This window comes from Arenibacter sp. F26102 (genome assembly GCF_023015865.1).
GTDB lineage: Bacteria > Bacteroidota > Bacteroidia > Flavobacteriales > Flavobacteriaceae > Arenibacter.
This window is the reverse complement of the sequence record NZ_JALKBC010000004.1, coordinates 211,073-236,719: the sequence shown is the minus strand read 5'-3', so window position 1 is coordinate 236,719 and position 25,647 is coordinate 211,073. Positions and strand designations below refer to the sequence as shown.

At 39.0% G+C, this 25,647-nt stretch carries 17 protein-coding genes; 11 read left to right on the top strand and 6 right to left on the bottom strand.

All coding sequences use genetic code 11. From position 1 onward, the window contains the following. Nucleotides 1–7 precede the first annotated feature (7 nt). The 5 genes from MWU78_RS07185 (at nucleotide 8) to MWU78_RS22565 (ending at nucleotide 7,069) form a co-directional block, all read left to right on the top strand. Nucleotides 8–418 carry a cupin domain-containing protein gene (locus MWU78_RS07185; RefSeq protein ID WP_246996424.1) on the top strand — a complete coding sequence of 137 codons (411 nt, stop codon included), beginning with the start codon at nucleotides 8–10 and terminating at the stop codon, nucleotides 416–418. A gap of 80 nt (nucleotides 419–498) precedes the next feature. Beyond that, nucleotides 499–3,843 carry a PVC-type heme-binding CxxCH protein gene (locus MWU78_RS07180; protein WP_246996421.1) on the top strand — a complete coding sequence of 1,115 codons (3,345 nt, stop codon included), beginning with the start codon at nucleotides 499–501 and terminating at the stop codon, nucleotides 3,841–3,843. A 149-nt stretch (nucleotides 3,844–3,992) separates the two neighbouring features. Next, on the top strand, nucleotides 3,993–5,468 hold the full coding sequence (locus tag MWU78_RS07175; RefSeq protein WP_246996420.1) for a potassium/proton antiporter: 1,476 nt from the start codon (nucleotides 3,993–3,995) through the stop codon (nucleotides 5,466–5,468). 231 nt (nucleotides 5,469–5,699) lie between these two features. After that, the gene (locus MWU78_RS22400; RefSeq protein WP_281503807.1) at nucleotides 5,700–5,822 is read left to right on the top strand and encodes a hypothetical protein; all 123 of its coding nucleotides are present in this window, start codon (nucleotides 5,700–5,702) and stop codon (nucleotides 5,820–5,822) included. Between the two features lie 128 nt (nucleotides 5,823–5,950). After that, nucleotides 5,951–7,069, top strand: a complete 1,119-nt coding sequence (locus tag MWU78_RS22565; protein ID WP_246996418.1) for an adenylate/guanylate cyclase domain-containing protein — start codon at nucleotides 5,951–5,953, stop codon at nucleotides 7,067–7,069. Nucleotides 7,070–7,205: 136 nt separating this feature from the next. Here the strand turns inward: MWU78_RS22565 and MWU78_RS07165 are convergent, their stop codons facing one another. The 5 genes from MWU78_RS07165 to nirB all read right to left on the bottom strand — a co-directional run bounded on the left by MWU78_RS07165 (nucleotide 7,206) and on the right by nirB (nucleotide 13,154). After that, nucleotides 7,206–7,580 (bottom strand): hypothetical protein, encoded by a 375-nt coding sequence (locus tag MWU78_RS07165; RefSeq protein ID WP_246996416.1) that lies wholly within the window; start codon nucleotides 7,578–7,580, stop codon nucleotides 7,206–7,208. A gap of 105 nt (nucleotides 7,581–7,685) precedes the next feature. Beyond that, nucleotides 7,686–9,530 carry an ATP-binding protein gene (locus MWU78_RS07160; RefSeq protein WP_246996414.1) on the bottom strand — a complete coding sequence of 615 codons (1,845 nt, stop codon included), beginning with the start codon at nucleotides 9,528–9,530 and terminating at the stop codon, nucleotides 7,686–7,688. A gap of 28 nt (nucleotides 9,531–9,558) precedes the next feature. Continuing rightward, a complete protein-coding gene (locus MWU78_RS07155) occupies nucleotides 9,559–10,146 on the bottom strand; it encodes a DUF4202 domain-containing protein (RefSeq protein WP_246996412.1) in 588 nt (195 codons plus the stop codon). Between the two features lie 24 nt (nucleotides 10,147–10,170). Then, on the bottom strand, nucleotides 10,171–10,548 hold the full coding sequence (gene nirD / locus MWU78_RS07150) for a nitrite reductase small subunit NirD (protein ID WP_246996410.1): 378 nt from the start codon (nucleotides 10,546–10,548) through the stop codon (nucleotides 10,171–10,173). A gap of 89 nt (nucleotides 10,549–10,637) precedes the next feature. Further along, a complete protein-coding gene (nirB, locus tag MWU78_RS07145; RefSeq protein ID WP_246996408.1) occupies nucleotides 10,638–13,154 on the bottom strand; it encodes a nitrite reductase large subunit NirB in 2,517 nt (838 codons plus the stop codon). Nucleotides 13,155–13,279: 125 nt separating this feature from the next. Between nirB and cobA the strand changes: the two genes are divergently transcribed. The 6 genes from cobA (at nucleotide 13,280) to MWU78_RS07115 (ending at nucleotide 23,309) form a co-directional block, all read left to right on the top strand. Beyond that, entirely contained in the window at nucleotides 13,280–14,047 is a 768-nt protein-coding gene (gene cobA / locus MWU78_RS07140; RefSeq protein WP_246996406.1) for a uroporphyrinogen-III C-methyltransferase, read from the top strand. Between the two features lie 206 nt (nucleotides 14,048–14,253). Next, nucleotides 14,254–15,672 carry an MFS transporter gene (locus tag MWU78_RS07135; protein WP_246996404.1) on the top strand — a complete coding sequence of 473 codons (1,419 nt, stop codon included), beginning with the start codon at nucleotides 14,254–14,256 and terminating at the stop codon, nucleotides 15,670–15,672. Between the two features lie 259 nt (nucleotides 15,673–15,931). Next, a complete protein-coding gene (locus tag MWU78_RS07130; protein WP_246996402.1) occupies nucleotides 15,932–17,215 on the top strand; it encodes an alginate export family protein in 1,284 nt (427 codons plus the stop codon). A gap of 229 nt (nucleotides 17,216–17,444) precedes the next feature. Then, entirely contained in the window at nucleotides 17,445–18,116 is a 672-nt protein-coding gene (locus MWU78_RS07125) for a response regulator transcription factor (protein ID WP_246996400.1), read from the top strand. Nucleotides 18,117–18,326: 210 nt separating this feature from the next. Then, nucleotides 18,327–21,860 carry a nitrate reductase gene (locus tag MWU78_RS07120; RefSeq protein ID WP_246996398.1) on the top strand — a complete coding sequence of 1,178 codons (3,534 nt, stop codon included), beginning with the start codon at nucleotides 18,327–18,329 and terminating at the stop codon, nucleotides 21,858–21,860. Nucleotides 21,861–21,872: 12 nt separating this feature from the next. Then, complete coding sequence (locus MWU78_RS07115; RefSeq protein ID WP_246996396.1) at nucleotides 21,873–23,309, top strand: rubredoxin; 1,437 nt, start codon at nucleotides 21,873–21,875, stop codon at nucleotides 23,307–23,309. A gap of 102 nt (nucleotides 23,310–23,411) precedes the next feature. Here MWU78_RS07115 and MWU78_RS07110 read toward each other — a convergent pair whose 3' ends face one another. Beyond that, entirely contained in the window at nucleotides 23,412–25,064 is a 1,653-nt protein-coding gene (locus MWU78_RS07110) for a glycosyltransferase family 39 protein (protein ID WP_246996394.1), read from the bottom strand. Between the last annotated feature and the right edge of the window lie 583 nt (nucleotides 25,065–25,647).

Sequence of the window (25,647 nt, the reverse complement as noted above, 5' to 3'; positions counted from 1 at the left end):
TTCAATTATGGAAAGGAATTGGAAATTTGTCAAGGAAAAGGATACAATGTTCGAAAAGGCCTTTGGTCGCGTACATCATTGGCATTATCATCCCGAAATAATAAAACAGGCCGACTCCTATTTGGTAAAAGTGGTAATGCCTGAAGGAGGGGGACATAATTTTCACGTTCACCCGGAAATGCACGAAATTCTTTATGTGTTAAAAGGTACGGCTGAACAATGGATAGAGGATGAGATGCAGATTTTGCAGGAGGGCGATTCGGTCTATATCGGGGCCAATGTTGCGCATGGCACCTTTAACGCCGGAAAAGGCGAATTGGAATTTTTGGCCATCCTGTCACCTCCGGAAGGCTGGGAAGCGGGAACGGTGGACGTAAGCGAAAATGCACCCTATTCAGAATATCGTCCACGAATCTGATATAGTTATATATTCCGATTATCAAAAAGCAATCAATTTTTTAACTGACCATAGTAAGTAATAAAATTAAAATTGAAAAAATGAAAAATATAACCGCATACCTTTCCTTATTGATCTGTGGAATGGTCCTTTTATCTGGCTGCTCCGGGGAAAAATCGCCGCCCCCTCCTTTGACCTATACCGGAGAGAACCCCAAGGTACAGAACCCTCTAAGTCCCGAAGATTCCCAAAAACATATTCAACTTCCCGAGGGGTTTAGCGCTAAATTATTTGCAGCGGAACCCAATATAATAAACCCTATAGCCTTCACTTGGGATGAAAGAGGGAGACTTTGGGTGGTGCAGTCCAAGGATTATCCCCATGGACTAGGTAATGATGTTGGGGGCGATAGGATCACTATCTGTGAAGACACCAATGGGGATGGTAAGGCGGATACATTTACGGATTATGCTACAGAGCAAAAGTTAACGACCGGAATTACGCTGGTAAAGGGCGGTGCCATTGTGGCCCAAGCGCCGAATATGGTTTTTTTGGAAGATACAGATGGAGACGACAAAATGGACAAAAGCACTGTACTTTTCGAAGGTTTCGGAACCTTTGACACCCATGCCGGACCATCTAATCTGCGCTATGGAGTGGACAATATGATTTGGGGATCCGTAGGGTATTCCGGGTTTGAAAATCAGTTTCAGGGAAAACCTGTTGAATTTAAAATGGGGGTTTACAAATTTGCCAAGGACGGCTCTTATTTTGAACCCGTAGGCCAATTCAACAACAATACCTGGGGACTTGGTTTTAACGAGAATTTTGAGATATTTGGATCTACCGCCAATAATAACCATTGTTGTTATGTGGGTATACCTTTAAAACATTACGCTTATTTAAATAAACTGCCTTCTTGGGCGGTAAATGCCGATTTTATACAAGGACACTATGAAATTACTCCGGTAGATACTATACCATTGCAACAGGTAGATGTTCGTGGAGGATATACTGCAGCCGCGGGTGCCAATTTTTATACGGCAAGAAATTATCCGGAGGCCTATCAAAATCAAATGTATGTTTCTGAGCCAACCGGACATTTGGTACACATAGCAAAAATCGTCAAAGATGGGGCAGGGTATAAGGAGGTTGATGGCGGCAATATTTTTGCCAGTACAGATGCCTGGACCGCTCCAGTTTTTGCGGAAACAGGTCCAGATGGAAATATTTGGGTCGCAGATTGGTACAATCCCGTAATCCAGCACAACCCGGATAAGCGTGGGATGGACAATCAAATCTGGAATGCCGATAAAGGTGAAGGAAACGCCCATAAAAATCAGTTACGGGATTATGGACATGGTAGAATATATATAATTACCCATGAGGATGGCGATGATTCAAATATCACCTCCTTAAATCCCAATGATGATAAAAAGCTCTTGGCCGCTTTGCAAAGCGACAATATGTTTTGGCGGACGACTGCACAACGCTTAATCGTGGAGAATAAAAAAGTTTCCCTAATTCCAGATCTTATTGCTTTGGCCGGAGACAATAATAATATTGATAAAAGTGGTCTAAATGCAGCTGCATTACATGCTTTGTGGACCTTGAACGGCCTTGGCGGACTTAACGGTTCAAATAAAGTTGCCAACGAGTTGGTTGTTAATGCCTTGAACAATAATTCGTACGCCGTAAAACGTGCGGCATTGGCCTTATTGCCTTCAACAAAGGAAAGTAGTGAAAGTTTGGCGCAATCGGGCCTCTTAAACAGTTCCGACCCACAGATCAAGCTTACCGCGGTATTGCGCGCAGGAGAGCTTCCAGAATCCAACGCACTATACACTGAAATAGAAAAATTGTCCAAAGACGATTCCAGTACTTCGGATAAGTGGATCAATGCTGCACTAAAAATTTATTATAGGGAATCCAACTTTGAGGCGGTAGAACCTTCCTCCGTAATTATGCTAATACCCTCAGCGGAAGAAAAAAAATCGACTTGGAATTATACCTATGAGAAACCTTCCGACAACTGGATGAAAACCGAATTCAATGATTCGGATTGGAAGAAGGGATCGGCCAAGTTTGGAGGTGATAATATGAAGCAGGTGAACACGAAATGGAGCAGCTCCGATATCTGGATGCGACAAGAAGTGGTGATTACTGATGAAATTGCCGAACCAGTGGTTAAAATTGCCCATGACGACGATTATGAAATTTATGTCAATGGGCAACTATTGATAGCGGAAACGGGTTCCAGTGAGTCGTATAAATACATAAATCTGGATAGTGAAAAGGGTCAATTGTTTAAAAAAGGAAAAAATCTTATTGCTGTTCACTGTGTAAATACCGGAGGAAATCAACACATTGACATGGGCATAGGCAAGGTCGGAAAAATAAAGGCCGATGTTACCTTTGTACTTAATACCGTTGATCAGGAAATGGCTTATGATAAGACAACCCTGCATGCCACTGCCGGTCAGACCATAGAAATAGTGCTGAAAAACAAAGATCAGATGTCCCATAATTTGGTGGTAATACAACCGGGAAGTTTGGACACTTTTGGGGCCATGGTAGATGGTTTTCTAAAAAATCCGGAAGCAGAAAAAATGGGGTATGTCCCCAAATCGAGATATGTATTGGGAACAACGCATATGTTGGCACCAGGTGTTACCGGATCCGTGGTGTTTAAACTTCCGGATACCCCGGGTATTTATCCCTATGTCTGTACTTTTCCAGGACATTGGCGTATGATGCAGGGCGTTATTGTAGTAACCGCCCCAGGATCCTATATTTCCGAAAATAAGAACGCCCAAAAGATTTCGGTAATGGGCGGTGGTGGTTCGCATGACTTCCTCAAATTTTTTGGCATAGCAGATGGTGAAATCCTAAGTGATGGGGGTAAAAACACAGTAACCTACACAGAAAATACGATGGAACTGGGAAACTTGGTACCGTCCACTGATATACTTTTCTTAAGTAACAACAAACCTTTGGATAAGAAGACTAGAAATGTAATTATGTCCAGAGTAAACTCAGGTAAAATGAATATGCTTATCTACCACCCCAGTACTTGGTACAATTGGGAAGATTGGCCCGAATACAACAAAGTATTAGTAGGGGGTGGATCTAGGTCCCATGAAGATCTCCAAGAATTTGAAGTAAGGGTGCTAAAACCTGATCATCCCATTATGAAAGGGGTGCCCGCCAAATTTAGAATTGTTGACGAATTATACCGTTGGGAAAAAGACCCAGGGGCGGAGATAGAGGTATTGGCAGTAGGCAGAGGTCTAAAATCAGGGAAGGAATATCCTACTGTTTGGGTTGTAAAACATCCAACCGCAAAAATTGTCGGGAATACTTTGGGACATGATGAAAGGGCCCATGGATTAAAAGCCTATCAGACCATCCTAAAAAATAGCGCGGATTGGGTAGCGAAGAAGTAAGCGAATAATATTGAAAAACAGCTAGCCTGTTAAGCTGAAAGGCAAATGGAGAATCTTTATTACATTTAAGCGCAGGTAATCTTAATTTTAAAGTAAAGAATATTGATAAGAACGCTTATTTTTGAAGAAACCTATAGTAGTTTCGCAAAATGAATTTAACGATTGAAAATATACTCCTAGTTGGTTCAATACTTCTTTTTATAAGTATCGTTGTTGGTAAGACTTCATACAAGTTTGGGGTACCCACTTTATTGCTTTTCTTGGGTATTGGAATGCTCGCCGGTTCTGAAGGTATAGGGGGAATCCGATTCAACGACCCCAAAATTGCACAATTTATTGGAATCGTATCTCTTAATTTTATACTATTCTCCGGGGGCCTTGATACCAATTGGAGTACAGTTAAACCCATTTTACGCGAAGGCCTTGTATTAAGCACATTGGGAGTCTTACTTACCGCCTTATCAATTGGTTCCTTTGTATGGTGGCTAACCGACTTTACCATTTACGAAAGTATGCTTTTGGGGTCCATTGTTTCCTCTACTGATGCCGCTGCGGTATTTTCCATTTTGCGATCAAAAAGTTTGGCCTTAAAAACTAACCTGAGACCAACTTTGGAATTGGAAAGTGGAAGTAACGACCCTATGGCCTATGTGCTGACCCTTGCGTTTTTATCCTTGGTCGTTCACCAAGATCAAAGTGTCTTTTCTATAATTCCTTTGTTTTTGCAACAGATGATTTTAGGTGGAGCAGCGGGTTTTGGATTCGGAAAACTTAGTAAATATGTAATCAATCGGATAAAACTCGACTTTGAGGGACTCTATCCCGTATTGGTTATTGCCCTAATGTTTGTGACATTTTCAGCTACTGACTTTGTTGGTGGCAATGGTTTTCTCGCTATCTATATCTGCGCCGTGTATCTAGGCAATCAAGATCTGATACATAAGAAAACAATTTTAAAAATGTTCGATGGTCTGGCCTGGTTGATGGAAATTGTTCTGTTCCTTACATTAGGATTATTGGTGTTTCCGTCTCAAATCATCCCGGTTATGGGGGTAGGTTTACTTATTTCAATATTCCTCATTATGGTAGCCCGTCCTATCAGTGTATTTCTAAGCCTGATTTTTTTCAGAATGAAAATGAGAAGACGCTTTTATATTTCATGGGTCGGATTACGCGGGGCCGTCCCGATCGTGTTTGCGACTTATCCGCTTTTGGCCGGAATAGACAAAGCAAACATGATTTTTAATATTGTTTTCTTTATCTCGGTAACTTCCATTTTAATTCAAGGAACCACACTCTCTGTCGTGGCAAAATGGCTTGGTGTGGCCATTCCTGAAAAGTCAAAAAAGTTATCCCCAACGGATTTGCTTTTTTCAGAAGATCCCAAGACAATAATGAGGGAGATTTTTGTAAGTTCGGAATGCTTTGCTACTAACAAAAAAATAGTTGAATTGGGCTTTCCCAAAAACGCAATAATTGCCATGATCAAAAGGGGCGACAAATATATAACCCCGAGCGGTTCAACTACAATTGAAAGTGATGACACCTTAATAGTCCTTGCTGATAGATTAGGAATAATAGACGACGTATATAAAACGCTCAAAATAAATAATCCCAGTCAGTAAAAATTTAGCCCTAATCATAGTTATACAGATTGGAAATAACTTAACATGCTTCTAAAACCGGGTTATGTTGTATAAATACCGCATAACATTCAATACAAAACTCCTTTAACTGTCTACCTCATTTTACCTGCAACCTATTATTGCTGGAATGGCTAGAAGAACTAATTTTCACACACTTATGTGATTGTGCCATGCAGATATCTGTATTTACTTTGTAGTAAAATATGGTTTATGAAAACATTAATATACAGGCCGAAAACAACCACCGAATCCAGAAGAAATGCGCTATGTACTCATCTGGTAAATAGCAAGAGAATCCATTGGCCCGAATCCAGGAGATATGCCTACGAATAAGAGTTTAATGCATAAGTGTCATGTTTGCCGCTAAACCTTTGGGCTATAATCACAATAAAATCACTCCTAAGGCCAAGGCAGACAAGCCATTTTGAATACTGATTAGAAACTTTTAAATAATTAAAAATGTGAAAGCTAACTATACATCAAATAATCGTAAAATATTGGATCTGCAAAAGGTTATGACCATAATCCTATTTTGGACATTAATTCAATTCATCTTTTTTATTATTGAATTCTCCCATGTTAATTATTTAATTCAAATTAAGCAGCTTTCGGGCAGTAACGAATTTTGGCCTGGATTTTTAAATTCCTTGCTTATTAATACATTAAGTGTGGTTGTCGGCACCTATATACTAGTTGTGAAACTACCCTATAAATACAAGCAAAGACTATCAAAATATGGGGTATTGGGTTATGGAATGTTGTTTATTTTGTCCTATTTGACGCTTTTAATATTTGTATTTATAGTTCTTTACATCAATTCCCTAATTAGATTGAATTTTGATGTAGCATTTTACAAGACTTTAAGTACTTTGATTCCCCAAATAAAGGCCCCCTCTTATTATATTTCAATTATTTTATGGGGCTTATTGGTTATGGCGACCCAATTTTTGTTCGAAGTAAATGATAAATTTGGCCAAGGGGTACTTTGGAAGTTTATTATGGGCAGGTACAATAATCCTAAAGAGGAAGAGAGGATTTTTATGTTTCTTGATTTAAAAGGTGCCACCTCCATTGCAGAAAAAATGGATAGTACACTTTTTTTTGCCATGCTAAAAGAGGTCTATTTTGATATAACTAAGCCTATCATTGAGAGCGCAGGTGAAATCTATCAATATGTAGGTGATGAAGTGGTAATTACCTGGCCAATTGAGAAAGGTCTTAAAAACAACAATTGTTTGGCAAGCTTTTTTCGCATAGAAAGCAAGATTCAGGAAAAAAGGTTGAAATACCTTAAAAAGTATGGTGTAATACCATCCTTTAAGGCGGGTATGCATTTAGGCAAGGCAACAGTTGGCGAAATTGGTGTGGTTAAAAAGGAAATAGTGTACTCGGGGGATGTTCTAAATACTACTTCAAGAGTGCAGGATTTATGCAATCACTTTAATGTAAAGCTCCTTATTTCACACACTTTGTTGCAGCTTTTACAAATCAGCGGGAATTATATCAACATTCCCATGGGCGAAATAAGTTTAAGGGGTAAGGAAAATAAAATCGCATTGAGTAGTATTGCAAAGTTGTAATTATATGTCGTTATTTAAAGTAAACAATAAAAATTACTCGTCCATATAATAGTACATCATATACAAACGAATCAAGAAATTTTCTCTGTCAGAAAACCTAGGAACCTCTTTAATATCATAAAACGATTTTAAGGAATTAATTCCTTTTGTCCATTATTGGATTTGGATAATTATCGGATTGATCTTCAATGGTCTCGTCCAAACAGACAAAGTCCTTTTCCAAAAGTAAAAATAGTTCCGTGCCATTTCCTAGGGTAATTGCATGCTGAAACCCCACACGATCACTTGTTGCCCAATCTTTTTTATCCTGCTCTGGCAGGTACATGGTAATAGTATCATTTTTAAAATCGGCATCCAGGTTGGATATTTGATCATGACTCCGTAATACATAGTTGAAGATCTGGTCCTTAAATTCCGTTCGCTCCGCAACATAACCTTCCCTGCTAAAGGTTTCAACTTCTGTCTTTGTTAGTCTATATCGTATTGTATTTCCTTTTATCCTGATTTTCATTCTACAATTTAATTAAAACAATTACTGCTTTTTATAACTTCCATTTTCTGTTGAAAACCATTATAAGAAACTTCGATTCGCATATAATGTGAAATTGGAATCTATTTACTGCTCATTTTTTATCAATTCCCGGCTATCCGTTTTATAGTTGATGGTTACCCGAGTTCCTTTTCCTTTTATGGAATTGATAAAAAGACGACCATTTATATAATTCATTCTCTCCTTCATAAAGAAAAGGCCCATACCGCCTTCACTGTTATTTTTGGGTACCTTGCCCAGGATGGAATCGTCAAAACCCTTGCCATCATCGTCTATAACGACACTTAAAATGTCGTCATTAAAATTAAGCGTGACCAGAATATAATTAGCCTCGGCATATTTTATGGCATTGTTCACCGCTTCCTGTACCACCCTATAAATATTGGTCTCCGCCAACGAATTGAATCTAATGTTTTCCTCGGTTTTATTTTCGAACAATATATTTTTTCCTGTGAGTTTTGAAAGTTCATGGGTCATTTTCTGTAGTGCAGGAAATATTCCGTGATCACTCAGCTCAGGAGGGGTTAAATTAAAAGTCGCGGTGCGTACCCCTTTGATCAAGTCGCTTGAAAGCGCCTTGATATATTCTATTTTTTCGGCCGTTTTTTCCTTATTGGCCAAATTAATGGATTCTATATTAAACTTTAAGGCCGTTAACATTTGGCCAATTCCGTCATGAATATCTTTTGCAATTCTTTTGCGCTCCTCTTCCTGTCCTTCCACAATTTGGCTAGCCTGTAACTGCTTTTGCCTCATGGTCTCCTCATAATTTTCTTTGGTCAATTGGGCTACTTTCAATTGATTCATTTTCCTTTCGGTAATATCGGAACACAAAATTAAAATAGACTGTTGAGCGGATTGGTGCATTGGAATAATGGACATATCCAACCATAGCGACTCACCTTTGGTTGTTTTTATCCTTATTTCCTCGGTCCTAATATTTTTCCTATTGCTTTTTAATACCTCCATAAGGTATTGTTGTTGCCCCTCATCAGTGGTCAACATTTCATATAACGGCTTATTAGCATGCTGATCGTTACGTCCTAGGAGCTCATTGAACTTTTTACTAATAAAGACCACATGCCCATCTTGCTTGGCGCTAGCGAAAAGGGCGGCATTATCGATCACAAAATTAAGCTCCTGCAATTCCTGCAAAGATTTTTCCTTTTCTTGGAAAAGTTTTTTTATTTCCTGCGCACTTTCCTCCGATTTCTTTTGGGTGATCATCAAATTCTTGATGGTGTTCCTAATTTGTACGGAAAGAGGTTTAAAAATGAAAAATATCTCCAATAACAATATCAGAAGTGAAAATGCCAATAAGAGATACTCCTTGAATTTTAAATTTTGTAGATGTGTTTTGCTAAGTGCATCATATTTGTTTACAATCGTATCCATCATCGTCAAAAATGCACTTTCGTTGTTTAGGACGGCATCGATATCCGACTGATTTGGAATGGAATTTCCATTTTCCCTATAATCACTCAAAATATGCTCTACAGCACTAACCATGGCATTGTAGTGCGGGTTTATATTTTCAAATAAAACTTTAACCTCTTCGTTTTCCGCTTTTGAAATACCCATGGCCATGTCACCAAATTGCAATGTCTGATGGGCGTTTTTCCAAACGGATAGGGTTTCCCCCAGTTCAGTAATTACCTGGGCCCGCCGTAATGCATCCGTGCTTTCCTTTAACAGAAGAACTTCTTTGGTCAATTTTTGACTGTAGGCCCTTTGTCTACCGGCAATGTTGATTACTTTGGAATCATCCAATTGGGAGTTTAAATGATTTTGGATCAGAATTTGGGCAAAAATTATGCTAAGGGCAATGGTAGCCAACGCAAATAAATACCATTTACGGACCCTTAAAAAAGTGGAGGTGTCCAATGGCGTAAGTAATTTATCGTCGTTCATTTCACAAATTCTGTTGCTAAAATTGATGTTATCCCTGTAGTGCTTTACCTATAAGTTGAAGGGACTCCTGTGACAAGGGTAGCTTTAATGCAGCTTCATGGCCTTTTTCGGACATTTTTCGCCATGTTTTTTGAAGTATATCCAATAGTTTTTCCTCAGGGTATTTATGTGAAAAAGGTTCAAAATAAAATTCTAGGAATACAAGACAAATAACATCTTCCAAAGTCTGGGTATCGGCATTTTTTTTAAGTTGTTTCTTTTCCAATAAAAAACCTACCTGATCTATCATTTCTTGATTGTACCCCACCTCCTTAAGGATGGCACCGGCCTTGTCCGCATGAAACTTTTTTAGGTCTTGTCTCCATTTTAGATATCCTGTCCTGTTCATTTCATAGGATTCCCTAGGAATTTCCCATCTTCTAATATGCTGGCACCTCGCCGTAAGTTGTAGGGCCTCTGAAGATTCCGGGGCAAATGTTTTAAGTTTATCTGTCATCCTTATGGCGTAGAGCAACTCTTTTGGATATTCCTTGCCCTGCCATACCTCTGTATTGGGGTCATTTTCATTCGCTTCGTCGAACAGACGGAATGCTTCATTAAGTTTTTCTGAGGCCATAATTTATATTGGTTTTTTCCAAAGCTATTCAGAAAAACCAATATAAACAAAGCCATCCTCTATTTTAACCGGATATGTTGCTATGCGGTCCAGATCTCCATTAAGATGTTTTCCCGTTTTCAAGGAAAAAGAATTTTTATGGAGCGGGCAGGCTACCTTAGGTTCACCCTGATCTTCTCCTATCATTCCTCTGGACAGTACCATTTCCATCTTATGGGGACATAAATTTTGACACGCATACCAAGTGCCCTCCCTTGTAAAATTGAAAACTGCAATTTGTTTATCCTTATATTTTACGCAGGCGCCACCATTTTTAGGAAATTTGACTACAGGAGCTGCCTTGAACCAAATACTAACATTTTCTGGCTCTACTACTTCGTAAGTGTTTAAATTGGATATCATCTTTCATTATTTTAAATAGGTACAACTGTGTTGCACCTGTTGTTCAACATTTATATTGTTGGGCTGGAAATTAAAACTCCAGACTACAACTAAACCCAGGCCTTAGGCATTTTTTGCTCCCTGAGGGAAACAAACTCAATAGTATCATCTGCTTCTTCAGCATTCACAAAATGGCTGTAACGGGCTCTTATTTCAGGATTTTCAACAGCCTCTTTCCACTCACATTTGTACGTATCCACCAAATGTTGCATTTCATTGTCCAGTTGATCAGCAATACCAAGACAATCGTTTATAACAACATCTTTTACATAGTCTATGCCTCCTTCAAGTTTGTCCAACCATGCTGCCGTACGGGTTAGGGGGGGAGCGGTTTGTATATAATACATTAAGAAGCGGTCCACATATTTGGTGGCCGTAATCTTGTCTACCTTTTCCACAAGTAATTGTGCGTGCTGTGGATTGGCACCACCATTTCCGCATATATAAACATTCCAACCACCTTCAACGGCTATAAAACCGAAATCTTTATTTCTGGCCTCCGCACATTCCCTGATACACCCTGAAACACCTCCCTTTATTTTATGAGGGGAACGGATTCCTTTATATCGGTTTTCAATATCAATGGCAAAAGTTACACTTTCGTCCATTCCATATCTACACCATGTTGAGCCCACGCAACTTTTGACCGTACGAAGCGATTTACCATAGGCTTGGCCAGTTTCAAATCCTTCTGCAATCAATTCCTCCCAAATAAGAGGTAATTCATGCAATTGGGCGCCAAACATATCTATACGCTGACCACCTGTAATTTTGGTATACAGATCATATTTTTGGGCTATCCTTCCCATAGCTAAAAGCTGTTTTGGGGTAATTTCCCCTGCCGCGACCCTAGGTACGACCGAATAGGTGCCATTTCTTTGAATGTTGGCCAAAAATCTGTCGTTTGTATCTTGTATAGTTTCTTGTCTATTGGCGGTTTCGTTATAGATACTGGCAAAGATAGAGGCAACTGCCGGCTTACAAACTTCACAACCATGTCCTTTACCAACCTCGTCCAATAAGGAATCGTAATCTTCAATTTTCTTAAGTTTTACAATATCATAAAGCTCCTGTCTGGAATATTCAAAATGCTCGCAAACTGATTCCTTAACTACTTTCCCGAGCGATTTCAGGGTTTCTTTCACCAAATCGTCTACCATAGGTTTACAGCCTCCGCAACCGGTAGTTGCCTTTGTAGCCTTGGCTATTGCTTTTAAGCTTTCATTACCATCTTCCTTTACAGAGCAACATATTTGACCTTTTGAGACCGCTTCACAGGAACATACAACAGCCGTATCAGGTAGGTCCATAGCACTTCCAAAAGAAACATCCTCACCACTGCGACTTCCTAAAATAAGGTTCTCAGGATTTTTCGGAAGGGGCATTTCATTAAGATACATCTGCAATAACATATTGTAATCTTTGGCATCTCCCACAAGAATACCACCCAAAAGTCTTTTTCCGTCGTGGCTTACATTAATTCGTTTATATAGACTCTCCGTCTTGTTTTCAAAAATGATGGAATGACCTTTCTCCGCTGGCATAAACGGAGTACCAAAACTGGCCACATCCACACCTATCAATTTAAGCTTTGTGGACATATCTATTTCCGCGGCCATAGTAGTCTCCTCCAAACCTATAATTTGATCCACGGCCACACCTGCCATTTCATAACCAGGGGCCACAAGACCATATATCATTTGGTTATATAGGGCTATTTCTCCGATGGCAAAAATACTGGAGTCCGAGGTCCTCATTTTATTGTCTACCACGATTCCTCCTCTGGTACCCATTTTAAGACCGCAACTTTTTCCCAATTCATCCCTAGGTCTTATTCCTGCCGAAATAACCAACATATCTACATTAAGTACATCGTCCTCACCAAATTCCATTCCTATCACATGGCCATTACCCAATATTTGATTGGTAGCTTTGCTCAAATGGATATTGATACCCATAGATTCCAATTTTACCTGAAGCACTTTGCTACTTCTAGTGTCCAACTGTCTGGGCATCAATTTAGGGGCAAATTCTACTACATGAGGTTCGAGACCCATATCCATAACCGCTTTGGCAGCTTCCAGACCCAAAAGGCCACCACCTAATATGGCAGCTTTTGGTTTTTGAACGGTCTTTTTTATTTTTTCCGCATATGCTAGGGTCTCTTCCAAATCTTCAATGGTCCTATACACAAATACGCCATCCTTATCTACTCCATTTATCTGTGGCACAAAAGGACTAGATCCCGTAGCCAATACTAGGTAATCATAGTTGAAGGTTTTCTCGCTAAGGGTTGTAATGGTTTTGGAATTACGATGTATGTCCGTAACCCTCTCGTTGGTAAAAAGCTCAATATTATGCTCTTGATACCATTCACGTGGAGCCATGGACAAACGTTCGGCGTCGCCATTTTCAAAATATTCACTTAAATGCACCCTATCATAGGCAACTCTTGGTTCTTCTCCGAAAACAATTAGTTTAAAGGAGTCTTGGTCTATTTTGGCGACAAACTTCTCACAGAATTTGTATCCAACCATTCCATTTCCAACTACAATTACGGTCTTCATACGTCTACGTTTAAATGTTACGTAGCAATATTACGTATTATTACGTAATATTAATATGTTTTTATGAAAATAAATACGTAGTTTTGTTGCGAAATTCTTAATTGAACACCTTAACAATAGAAATTATGAGTATATCTAAAGCCCCAAAAGTAAGTCTAGTAGGTGCAGGTCCTGGGAGTAGCGACCTTATCACCATAAGAGGATACAAAGCATTGGAAGATGCCGATGTAATCCTTTACGATGCTCTTGTAAGTATGGAATTACTCAATGAATTAAATACCGATATCCCAAAATTATATGTGGGGAAGAGATGCGGGCAACATTCCTATTCACAGGAAGATATTAATAAATTAATAGTAGAAAATGCCTTTAATTATGGACATGTGGTACGCTTAAAGGGAGGTGATCCATTTGTTTTTGGCAGAGCAAGTGAAGAAATGGAATATGTGGAATCCTTTGGGATTCCAGTGACGGTGGTACCTGGGGTAACAAGTGCCATAGCAGTTCCGGCAAGTCAGGGTATACCGGTAACCCGACGTGGAATTAGCAGTAGTTTTTGGGTGATGACCGCCACCAAACGAGACGGTTCCTTTTCCGAAGACCTGGAACTTGCCGCTAAGTCTTCCGCCACTATGATCATACTTATGGGAATACGTAGATTTCAGGAAATCTCCCATAAAGTTTCTCAATTTAGAAATGGATCGACTCCTTTCGCCATTATTCAAAATGGAACAACCAAAAATGAAAGCTGTGTAACCGGAATACTTAATGATGCCGATTCAGTAGTAAACCAAATAGACGCAACCCAGCCAGGAATAATAGTAGTTGGGGACGTTGTAGCGGAACACCCCTCATTCTTCGAAGAGGAAATTCAAAGGGTTCTTAACTTCTAAGAATCAACTTAGAATGCCTTATTTTCAAATCAGGAATTAAATAAACTTTTTTTAAGGGATATCACAAAAAGAGGCATAGTATTCTTTCACTTTCATAAAAACACCTCGCATCATCAACTTTACGTAATTATAATAAGTAATAATACGTAGAAATACTTACTTTTGAATTGTTAAAAGAAATAACTAATCCTAAAAACAATTCAGTTATGAAAGAATTTGTCTCTGCCAAAGCTACGAAATTAGAACTTTTAAACTTCAAGAGCGTTCCAATACGTACATTTTGGATTACCTCTATAGCCTTTTTCATTTGTTTCTTTGCCTGGTTCGGTATTGTCCCTTTTATGCCAGACGTAGTTAAGGACTTGGGCTTGACTCCGACACAAAAATGGAACTCCATTATCTTAGCGGTTTCAGGAACCGTATTTGCTCGATTATTAATAGGTAAGTTATGTGATAAGTACGGCCCTAGATTATGTTATACCTATTTATTGATACTTGGTTCCATACCTGTGATACTGCTAGGTTTTGTACAAACCCCGCTTCAATTTTTGATATGTAGGTTGTTTATTGGCTTTATTGGGGCTTCTTTCGTGATAACCCAATTCCATACTTCCATAATGTTTGCTCCCAATATCGTAGGTACAGCAAATGCCACTTCTGCCGGGTGGGGTAATCTTGGTGGGGGCGCCAACCGTTTAGGTATGCCGTTAATCGCCGCTGGAGTTATCAGTTTCGGAATTTCCGAAGAAATAGCTTGGCGATATTCAATGGTAATTGCGGGAGTTATTTGCCTGGCAATGGGTATCATTTATTATTTCTTTACGACAGATACTCCAGAAGGTAATTTTAAGGAATTAAAGGAAGAAGGGAAAATGCCCCGCTTAAAAAAAGACGAAGTGTCTTTCCTTAGTACCTTAAAGGATTATAGGGTATGGATTTTATTTTTGGTTTATGCAGCTAGTTTTGGAATTGAGTTGACAGTTTATGGTACCATGGATGATTATCTTCAGAATAGATTTGGTCTTGACCGCTCAACAGCTGGTAACTTGGTCTTGTCCTTTGCGTTAATGAACATTTTTGCCAGGACATTAGGTGGTTATTTCGGTGACTTATTTGGTAAGTTCCGTGGCCTGCGTGGCAGGGTAATTTTTCTTGCCTTGATATTGGCTGCCGAAGGAGTAATGCTTTCCATTTTTTCCTTAACCACTAGTTTGGTGTTCGGAATGATATTTTTGATAGCATTTAGCCTCACCGTTCAAATGGCGGAAGGTGCCACCTTCTCGGTAGTTCCTTTCATTAACAAAAAGGCAATAGGGTCTATTTCCGGAATTGTTGGCGCAGGTGGAAATGTTGGTGCTTTTTTGGCCGCCATGTTATTGAAATCCAAATCGGCAGTGGCAGAGAGTGCAGCCATAGCAGCGAACAGCGAATTAGGCGAACAGGCTGTAAAAGCAGCTCAGACCACGGCAGCAGCTTCAGCTGTATCCAATGGATATTTTATTATTGGAGGATTTATAGTGAGTGCGGCCCTATTATCCCTGGCCATTAGGTTTGCTACAGCCGAAGAAAAAGCAGTCATCGACGAAACCAATGCTGAACTTGTTTTATCAGGGATGGACAAATAGGAGATAATCCTAAGCAGGATGCTCGCATTAACACTTTTTCCAAAAAATAACCCAATTAATTGAAATTCAAATGAAATTACGGAATTGTTAATTATTCATACCCAATTCCGTAAAACTGACCAAAATATGAAATAAGCCATGATAGTTCTTGATTTGTACCGAAATCGAAGTTTCACAAACACCAATAATTAAAAAAACGTGAATAACCGTTTAATGGCGAATTACATCTGGCCTCTTAAAAAAAAATACATAAAAACAGATGAAAAGAATATACCTATTATTTACTGTTATAGCCCTATATGGCCCATTATCCAATGCCCAATTTACATTGGATGGAGAATTTAGACCTCGAACCGAATTACGCCATGGTTTTGGCAGCCTAATCGCCGATGATGCCGATGCCGGTTTTGGGGTATCGACCCGTATACGATTAAATGCTGGCTATGCTGTAGAGGCCTATAAATTTTATGTAAGCCTTCAAGATGTAATGGTATGGGGAGAAAATAGGCAGCTTCTACCAGATGATGAGAATAACTCCTTTGCTGTATTTGAGGCTTGGGCCGATATTAATCTTGGAAGTGGTTTTTCCTCCAAATTGGGAAGACAGACCTTGGATTATGACGACCAACGTATATTGGGCAGTGTAGGCTGGACACAACAGGGACGTAATCACGATGCCGCTATTTTAAAATATGCCAAGGAGAAATTTCAACTCGATCTTGGATTGGCCTACAGCCAGGATTATGATAACCCCAGTGGCTTTCAATCGGTAGGTACTGCCTATAATACAACTGGATTCTTCTCCTATAAAACCATGCAATACCTTTATTTAAAGGAAAATTGGAAAAATCTAAGTGGAAGCCTATTGCTATTGAACAATGGCTTCCAAAATTTTGAAACGGATGGTACCAAACCGGATGGGCTAAGTAATCTACAAACATTAGGGACACATTTGGACTATAAAAAAGGAAGTTTCGGCGCTGCGTTGAACGCTTATCTTCAAACAGGTGAAAGACAGGGCGCCGTTGATGTAGGAGGAGCTTATTTGTTGGGACTGGATATCAACTACAAAGCATCTCCCAAAGTAGGCCTTGGCGCAGGAATGGAAATCATTAGCGGTAATGATGTCGGTACAAGTGATAAAACGGAAGCGTTTTTCCCCCTTTATGGTACCAATCATAAGTTCAATGGATTTATGGATTATTTCTACGTAGGCAATCATGCCAATTCCGTAGGCTTGTTCGATGTTCATGTGAGTGCCAATTTTAAACTTGGCGAAAAATCAAGCCTTCTGCTAAAGGCACTTAACTTCAGTGGAGACCAACCATTGCCCAGTGGGGAAAAATCTTTGGGTACGGAAATAGATCTTGTGTTTTCCCAGGCATTTAATGGCTATTCCCTTCAATTGGGTTATTCCCAAATGTTTGCCAGTGATGGTATGTATGAATTAAAAGGCATCACAAAGGATGCCTCGGCCAGTAGCCAAAATTGGGCATGGGCCATGTTGGTCATCAAACCCAAATTTTTGAATACTTCCAAGTAGGTAAATTATTATCAAAGCCCTGCCAATTAGCGGGGCTTTTGATTTATGAGCGTCATTGGAAAATTATCTTCAAAAGCCTGGTATATAAAATTTGGCCACCATATTAAAACAATCACTCATATGCCATTACAAATTAAGTTTAAAATCAAAAAATGAAGAATCTATTCTCACCGTATGAATACTTAGTTTTAATTTTATCCTATATTTGTTTGGAAAGAAAATAACAATTGTGAATAAAACTACGCGTATTGTATTGGCTGATGACCATTCCTTGGTAAGGGATGGAATTCGTGCATTATTGGAGGAAGATGAAAATTATGTGGTGATTGGAGAAGTCTCCAATGGCAAGGAGGCCGTTCAAATGGTATTGGATAAAAATCCCGATCTCTTGATCATTGATATCCGAATGCCTGAAATGAATGGTATAGAGGCCGTAGAGGAACTAAAAAAACATTCTTCAACAACTAAATGCATCATACTTTCAATGCACGATTCCGAGGAATATATCCTGAAATCGGTAAATGCCGGAGCTAGTGGCTATCTCTTAAAGGATACCGGTAAAACAGAATTCCTTAAGGCCATTTCCACAGTGGAACAAGGTGGAAAATATTTCAGTGGTGATATCTCCAATGTCTTGGTAAACAATTTGTTGAGTCAAGGAAAGATTAAACAGGAGAGCCATTTACCAACAAAAAATGGGAACAACTCCTTTGGAATAACAAGTAAGGAGCTACAAATATTAGAGCTTGTACTTTCAGGGCTTACCAATAAACAAATATCGGAAAAACTTCAAAAAAGCAAGCGTACCATTGAAACCCATCGCTTTAATCTAATGCGAAAGATGGGGGTAAATAACCTTATGGACCTGGCCAAGAAGGCACAGGAATATAAGCTAGTATAACTTATTACTGATTGGTAAATATTTACCGCCCTACTTAAGTCAATGAATCATTTAGGTAAGTGTTAATTCGGTAATATCCAATATACGATCACTTTTATTGTCTTTTCATCAATATTCTGCTTAACTATTATCAATAAAGTACTACGTATTTATACTTAATTTGGTAATTTTAAACCATTATTAAATGGTTTCTTTTAATACCAGGATTTTATGCAGAAAAAGAACGAACATAAAACTATTTGCTCCTATTGTGGGGTTGGATGTGGAATTTTGGTGGAACAAGACTCCAAGGGCAATATTAGTGTTGAAGGAGACCCCGATTATCCTGTTAACACGGGCATGCTTTGTTCCAAGGGGAAAAATCTCAATTATGTGGCACAGGATACCAGTGATCGTATTTTGTACCCTGAGATGAGATGGAGTAGAAACCACCCCTTGCAAAGAGTATCCTGGGATACTGCCTTTGACAGGGCCGCAGCTGTTTTTAAGAGTATTATTGAAAAACATGGTCCAGATAGTGTAGGCTTTTATGTTTCGGGCCAGTGTCTTACCGAAGAGTATTACTTAGTAAATAAACTCACCAAAGGCTTTATTGGCACCAATAATATTGACACCAATTCCAGACTATGCATGAGTTCTGCAGTGGTGGGCTACAAAAAAATGTTGGGGGAGGATTCCGTGCCCATTTCATATGAAGATATAGAGCTTTCAGATTGTTTTCTTATCGCTGGGGCTAATCCAGCCTGGTGTCACCCTATTCTCTTTAGAAGGATAGAAAACCATAAGGAGAAAAATCCCGATGTAAAAATAATAGTCGTAGATCCGCGTAAGACGCAAACCTGTGCTGCAGCAGACCTACATTTACAGATTTTACCAGGGACAGATGTTATCCTGTTCAACGCCATGGCCCGTTGGTTGATAGAAAAGAAAAAGATAGACAGGAATTTCATTAAAAAACACACCGTAAATTTTGATGCCGTAAAGGATAGTGCCTTTCAGCTTTCTTTAAAAAAGGCAGCCGAACTGTGTGGTGTTCCCGTTGAGGATATTAAAAAGGCTGCAATGTATATTGGCAACGCCAAGGCTTTCATAAGCATGTGGACCATGGGTCTCAACCAGAGTGTTATTGGAGTCTCTAAAAATGTTTCTTTAATGAACCTGTCCTTGCTAACCGGGCAGATAGGGAAACCTGGAGCCGGACCATTTTCACTTACTGGACAGCCCAATGCCATGGGGGGTAGGGAAGTAGGTGGAATGGCTAGTTTATTGGCTGCACACAGGGAATTGGGCAATCCAAAACACCGCAAGGAGGTGACGGATTTCTGGGGAGGAAAAGAAATAAAATCGGAACCAGGATATACCGCAACTGAGATGTTCGATGCCCTGGAAAGTGGTAAAATGAAAGCCGTTTGGATCATTTGCACCAATCCCATTGTAAGCATGCCCAACGTACACAAGGCCGAGAGGGCATTAAAAAATGCCAGTTTTGTAGTGGTTCAGGATATTTCCCATAATTCAGAGACTACCAAGTTTGCAGATCTACTATTGCCTGCTGCCGGCTGGTTGGAAAAAGATGGAACCATGACCAATTCCGAAAGGCGAATAAGTTATCTTCCCAAAGTGATAGATGCCCCTGGGGAAGCTTTACCAGATGCTGAAATTTTATGGAAGTTCGCCCAAAAAATGGGATACCATGGCTTTGACTATAAAAATGCCAGTGAAGTATATGACGAACATTGCCTTTTAACAAAAGGTACCGAAATAGATATATCAGGCCTTTCCCATGAACGATTAAAGCGGGAAGGCAGTTTTCAGTGGCCGGTTCCACACGCCACTCATATGGGTACACCAAGATTGTTTACGGATTATCAATTCTTTACCAATGATAAGAAATCACACTTTAATGCCCCTGCTTCACTTTACAATAAATCTGAAATCACATCTCCTGAATATCCTTTAATACTCAATACGGGCAGGGTAAGAGATCAATGGCATACCCGTACCAAAACAGGGAAGGTAAAGCGCCTACTTACCCATATTCCCGATCCGTATTTGGAAATGAACAAGGTGGACGCCTATTTGCGCAAATTAAAGGATGGGGATATAGCCGTCATAAAAAGTAGAAGGGGGACGGTTCGGGTAAAGGTAAAGGTAAATTTCGATATTCGCGAAAAGGTAGTATTCCTTCCCATGCATTGGGGGAAGGTGCTCAATAACGATTTTGGAAGGGCCAATAACTTGACCAATGACCTTGTTGACCCAGTTTCCAAAGAACCAGATTTTAAATATTGTGCCGTAGAAGTGGCAAAATATGTTAAGCCCAAGCAGAAGATTATGATAATCGGGGCGGGAGCTGCAGCCTATAGGTTTGTTCAAAGCTATAGGGAGAAAAGTGAAACCGATGAGCTCCATGTATTCTCCAAGGAAAAGGATCCATTTTACAATCGAGTATTGCTCCCGGAATATGTGAGTGAAGAACTTACCTGGGAAGCCTTGGAAAAATTAAAAAAAGGGGAACTTCAAAAGTTGAATATCACTCTGCATTCCGGGATTGGAGTAACGCAAATAGACAGGACAAATAAAACCATATTGGACGACAATGGTATTGAACATACCTATGACATCCTAATAATGGCAACTGGTAGTCGCGCTTTTGTACCCAGTGAGGTACAAATAAATATGCCAGGTCGCTTTACTATGAGGGAACGTGGAGATGCCGACAAATTGCGTAAATATCTACAGGATACCGGACTCCCTGCAGAGGAACAGCATGTGGTTATTGTTGGGGGTGGACTTTTAGGCCTAGAGTTGGCCGCGGCCCTTAAGAATAGGAATGTTAATATCAGTATTATTCAACGTGCCCCTAGATTAATGGAAAGACAGTTGGATAGAATTGCAAGTCGACTTTTGGCAGAGGATGTCAATGATCGGGGAATCAAGGTTTATTATGACAATGAGGTAAGTACGGTATTCGAGGAAAGGGATGATAAAAATTCACTCTCAATTACCTTAAAAACTGGAAGGACCGTAAAGTGCAATGCCATAGTTTACGCTATAGGCACACGACCCAATATTGAATTGGCAAAACATACCGATCTTAAAACCGGAAGGGGAGTGGTAGTAAATGAATATTTACAGACCAGTGATCCCAACATTTTTGCCCTAGGTGAAATTGCTGAATTTAGGAATGCTCTTTTTGGAATTACTTCAGCCGCCGAGCAACAAGCAGATACCGCGGCAAAATACATTTTAGGGGATTTTAGTAGTATTTATAATGGGTCCATACTCATGAATATTCTAAAATTTGAAAATCTGGACCTATGTAGTTTGGGGATGGTGAATGCTCCGATGGACGATAGTAGCTATGAGGAAATAATTCTGATGGACGTCAGCAAAAAATATTACAAGAAATGTATAGTTAAGGATGACACCTTAAAAGGTGCCATTTTAATGGGGGATAAAAATGAGTTTGCCGAGTTTAAAAGACTAATAGAAGAGGAAATTGAATTATCGGAAAAACGGAACGAGTTATTAAGAGGGCAATCGAATTCGGTTCCCTTAAAAGGTAAATTGGTTTGCTCGTGCAGCCAAGTTGGGGAAGGCAATCTAATAGAAACTATCAACGGAGGCTGCGAGGACTTCTCCAAACTATGTTCAGAAACAGGGGCCGGATTGGGATGTGGAAGTTGCAAACCCGAAATACAGGATATCCTGCGTAAACAATTACAAACTGTTACTTCATAAAAATACAATATTATGAATGATGATTTACATAGAATACTGATCAAAGGAGGGGTAACCTCTCCCGGAGAACTTAAGGATATTATTGCCATGTTGGAAGCAGGCGGGCTGAAGGAGGTATTTTTTGGATCCCGACTGGATCTATTGTTTCCTTTGCAAAATGCCAAGGAGGAACAATTGGAACAAATATCAAAATTTAATACGGATATCGTTGCCGATAGAAGCTATCAAAACATAGTATGTTCCTACGTGTCCGCCGATATTTTTGAAATGACATATTGGCTAAAGGGTTCTACATATTTGTACATTTTGGAGGGTTTTGATTATCTGCCAAAATTAAAGATCAATATCACCGATCCCAAGCAGCGCCTTGTTCCCATTTTTAGCGGTAACCTAAACTTTATTGCATCGGACAATGAGGATTATTGGTATCTGAACGTTAAACTGCCCCACTGGACAAAGTCTGTTTTCTACCCTGTTTTAATTTATAGCTGGGACATTAATACAGTAGCCAAAGCCATTGAGGAAATATATACAGACATAGCAGATATAGATGAGCTGTTTTTTGTTCTTAATAAAAAATTGGATACCAATAACAGGACTATTGAGAGAGAACTGGAGATCCCCTATATTAAATTTCCTTATTATGAAGGAATGAACCGGATGGGGTTGGATGAATATTGGCTTGGACTTTATTGGAGAAACAATAGATACGACCTTGATTTTCTAAAAGAATTATGTGGGTTCTGCTTGGACAACAGTATTGGTAAAATATGCATTACACCATGGAAATCTTTCATAATCAAGGGCATTAAGAGTTCTAGTAGGCCCGAACTGGAACGTTTCTTGGGACAAAAAGGAATAAATATTCGTCATTCGCAATTGGAAATGAACTGGCATCTCCCCGTAGACGACATGGAAGCATTGGAGTTAAAAAAATTCTTGGTGCTGAGTTTTGACCAGAACGATATAAGTACCTACGGTCTTACCTTTGGAATAAGTAATGAAACGGGAAAAAGAACCCATTTCTCATCCGTTATCATTGAAAAAAATACCCAACCCACCATAGTTAAGGATTTTGCAGTGAGGCCTACCTATAATGTGTTGCATTTCAGAAATTTTGATCCCAATACCCAAGAGTATCAAGTGTATGCCCAAGACATTGATAAGATAGAACTCCCCGGCCTTTTAATGGAACTTAGTAAAAATTATTTCGATCAGTTGGGTAGGGCAGTGGTAAAAAAAGAAGCTCCAAAGAATACAAATGATGACCAGTTGAAAGAGGTGTATCAATGTACTTCCTGTTTCACCGTGTACGATGAAACTTACGGGGATGCTAAATCACAAATTCCGGTTGGAACCGCATTTAAAGACCTTGCCCAGGATTACAGTTGTTCTGTTTGTGGGGCGCCAAAAGCCGGATTTGAGAAAATGAAATTGCAGATATTTTAGTGCGACCATATCTGGGTAAACTAATTTGAATGTATTAAAATTTCTGCCTAGACAAAAACTATAAAGCCAAAATAGTAAGTGGTATGGTAAAATTTGAAAGCGCTATTTATTAAATAATATTAGCCAATCCTGATACACCATCCGGTTCTTGAAATGAGGTTCCAAGTATTTCAAACCATCCTTAAACCCCTTTTTTTTATCGATGATTAAGTAGGTATTAGGACTATAGGAAAGTGAATCCAAGCGCGAAACCATGGCTTGATCGTTTATGTCCCAAAGAGATTCCTTCCAGTCATCATTAGTTTGAAATTGTATCTCCCTATCTGTTGTGTTATGTTTTAATTTTAAGGTAATTTGATGCGCCTCAGAATAGATAGGTATAGAGGAAAGGAGATAATCATACACCACAACTGTCTTATGGGCTTTGGTAGTTGCATTGTTAATAAATCCCATTATTTCTTTGGTCGAATTAAACGTTGGACCATTATGCGACATTAACGAAGTCGAAATTAAAATCAAAGCTGCACCAAAACTTGCACCCAATATTGCCGGTTTTTCCGGTTTAAGATTATCTATAAGAAAATGAATTACAGTAAAAACTATCAGAGATATAAAACTAATAATTAATGTTCCTGTAGTAATTTGAACAAAATCTGGTTTAATAATCCACAAAGCTAGAATACCGGTGAACAAACAACCCATCAGGACTACATAAGCCAGATTCAAAGTATTCCAAATCGCTTTAGTAGCCTTAAACAATTGTGCAGCGATTAAGATGGCCACCAACCAAAAAGAGGGTAGGATATAAAGGATCATTTTATTCTTAAAGATTGAAAAAATCAAGAAAAGACAACCCATTGATATCAGTAACAACCTATCCTCACTTGCCATATTCAGGATTTTCTTTCCTTTCTGTTTAAATTGATATGGTATTATCGACCACCAGGGAAGCACTAGACCAATGATTACAGGTATATAAAACCAGAATGGCTTGGAGCGGTTGAATGATATATGGGCCATTCTGGAAAAAAGTTGTTTTTGTATAAAATAATCCCACAACCCTGTATTGCCCAAAACAACCATAACATACCAACTAGAGCCAAGGATAAGGCAAAGCGACAATCCTAAAATATGATGAATATTAATTTTTGAACTTCGCTTAAATATTGATTTATAGACAATAATATAGATCAAAATAAATAACAGGGCCACAGGCCCTTTAGTAAGCAATGCCATTGCCATCAGCAAATAAAATAGGTAAAGCCCCATCAGCTTTCCTTTTGAGGTATAGTACTGCCAGGAAAAAAGGCTGGCTATGATAAAAGTAGTAAGATATGCATCCGTTGTTAAATTGCGACTGGATATTAATACAATGGGCATTGCAAAATAAACCAGTCCAGACATAAAAGCTATTTTTCTGTCTTTGTAGAGCAAGTTCGCCATACCGTAAACAAAGATTAATTGAAGTACTATAGCAATTTGTAGAAAGAACCTGGCGCCAAACTCGTTAATTCCAAAAATACGATAGCCCAGGGTAGTAAGGTAATAGGTTATAGGAGGCTTATGAAAGTGAAAAATGCCTAAAAGTTTTGGATTGAGATAATCACCGGAATTTAGCATTTCCCGGCTAATCTCGGCATATCTGGCTTCACTGGTCTCCGCTAATCCATACGAACCTGAGCCTGCCATTAAAATGGTTAAGACAATGGTCAAAAAAAATAGATAATATCCGTTAATTGTTATTCTGGATAACATTCCCGCGATTTATTTTTCTAGATTATGAGCCTTCACTTTATTTGATCAAATACTATATTAAATTAATGAATTAATCCCATAGTTACACTTTTAGACTCCATTACTTAAAGTAACTATCGGTTTTTCACCCAGAAACAGTGAAAAATGAAATGGAAAAGGAAAAGACCCACTTGCCTTATATTAATTGGTTCTTTGTTGCAACTCTGATCAAAGAAGCGGTTTTTTTACTTCAAATTTGATTAAATGGTTTTTTAGGTAGCTATCCACGGTAGTAGTACTGATGAAAAGTTTTAGGGCTATTTCATGATTGGTCTATCCCTCCACTATAAGGAATTAGGACTTCCTTTTCCCAACTTTTAATGACCAGATTGAAATTGCCTTAAATATTGGCCAAATGGAATGATTGATTTACCACAAAATAACCACCCTTTTCAGGTTAATTGACAATCTAAATCCTGATAATGAAACAAGCATAAATTGGTCACTAAAATGCTTCTTTTGATGGACTAATGAACCCTTCTAATAAATTGCCAGTAGGTCTCATAAACAAGTTTTATTTTGCATTTTTTTTGAGCCAAGAACA

Coding starts and splice junctions, on each gene's coding strand:
- MWU78_RS07185 (WP_246996424.1), top strand. CDS start 8: ATGGAAAGGAATTGGAAATTTGTCAAGGAAAAGGATACAATGTTCGAA.
- MWU78_RS07180 (WP_246996421.1), top strand. CDS start 499: ATGAAAAATATAACCGCATACCTTTCCTTATTGATCTGTGGAATGGTC.
- MWU78_RS07175 (WP_246996420.1), top strand. CDS start 3,993: ATGAATTTAACGATTGAAAATATACTCCTAGTTGGTTCAATACTTCTT.
- MWU78_RS22400 (WP_281503807.1), top strand. CDS start 5,700: ATGAAAACATTAATATACAGGCCGAAAACAACCACCGAATCCAGAAGA.
- MWU78_RS07165 (WP_246996416.1), bottom strand. CDS start 7,580: ATGAAAATCAGGATAAAAGGAAATACAATACGATATAGACTAACAAAG.
- MWU78_RS07160 (WP_246996414.1), bottom strand. CDS start 9,530: ATGAACGACGATAAATTACTTACGCCATTGGACACCTCCACTTTTTTA.
- MWU78_RS07155 (WP_246996412.1), bottom strand. CDS start 10,146: ATGGCCTCAGAAAAACTTAATGAAGCATTCCGTCTGTTCGACGAAGCG.
- nirD (WP_246996410.1), bottom strand. CDS start 10,548: ATGATATCCAATTTAAACACTTACGAAGTAGTAGAGCCAGAAAATGTT.
- nirB (WP_246996408.1), bottom strand. CDS start 13,154: ATGAAGACCGTAATTGTAGTTGGAAATGGAATGGTTGGATACAAATTC.
- cobA (WP_246996406.1), top strand. CDS start 13,280: ATGAGTATATCTAAAGCCCCAAAAGTAAGTCTAGTAGGTGCAGGTCCT.
- MWU78_RS07135 (WP_246996404.1), top strand. CDS start 14,254: ATGAAAGAATTTGTCTCTGCCAAAGCTACGAAATTAGAACTTTTAAAC.
- MWU78_RS07130 (WP_246996402.1), top strand. CDS start 15,932: ATGAAAAGAATATACCTATTATTTACTGTTATAGCCCTATATGGCCCA.
- MWU78_RS07120 (WP_246996398.1), top strand. CDS start 18,327: ATGCAGAAAAAGAACGAACATAAAACTATTTGCTCCTATTGTGGGGTT.
- MWU78_RS07115 (WP_246996396.1), top strand. CDS start 21,873: ATGAATGATGATTTACATAGAATACTGATCAAAGGAGGGGTAACCTCT.
- MWU78_RS07110 (WP_246996394.1), bottom strand. CDS start 25,064: ATGTTATCCAGAATAACAATTAACGGATATTATCTATTTTTTTTGACC.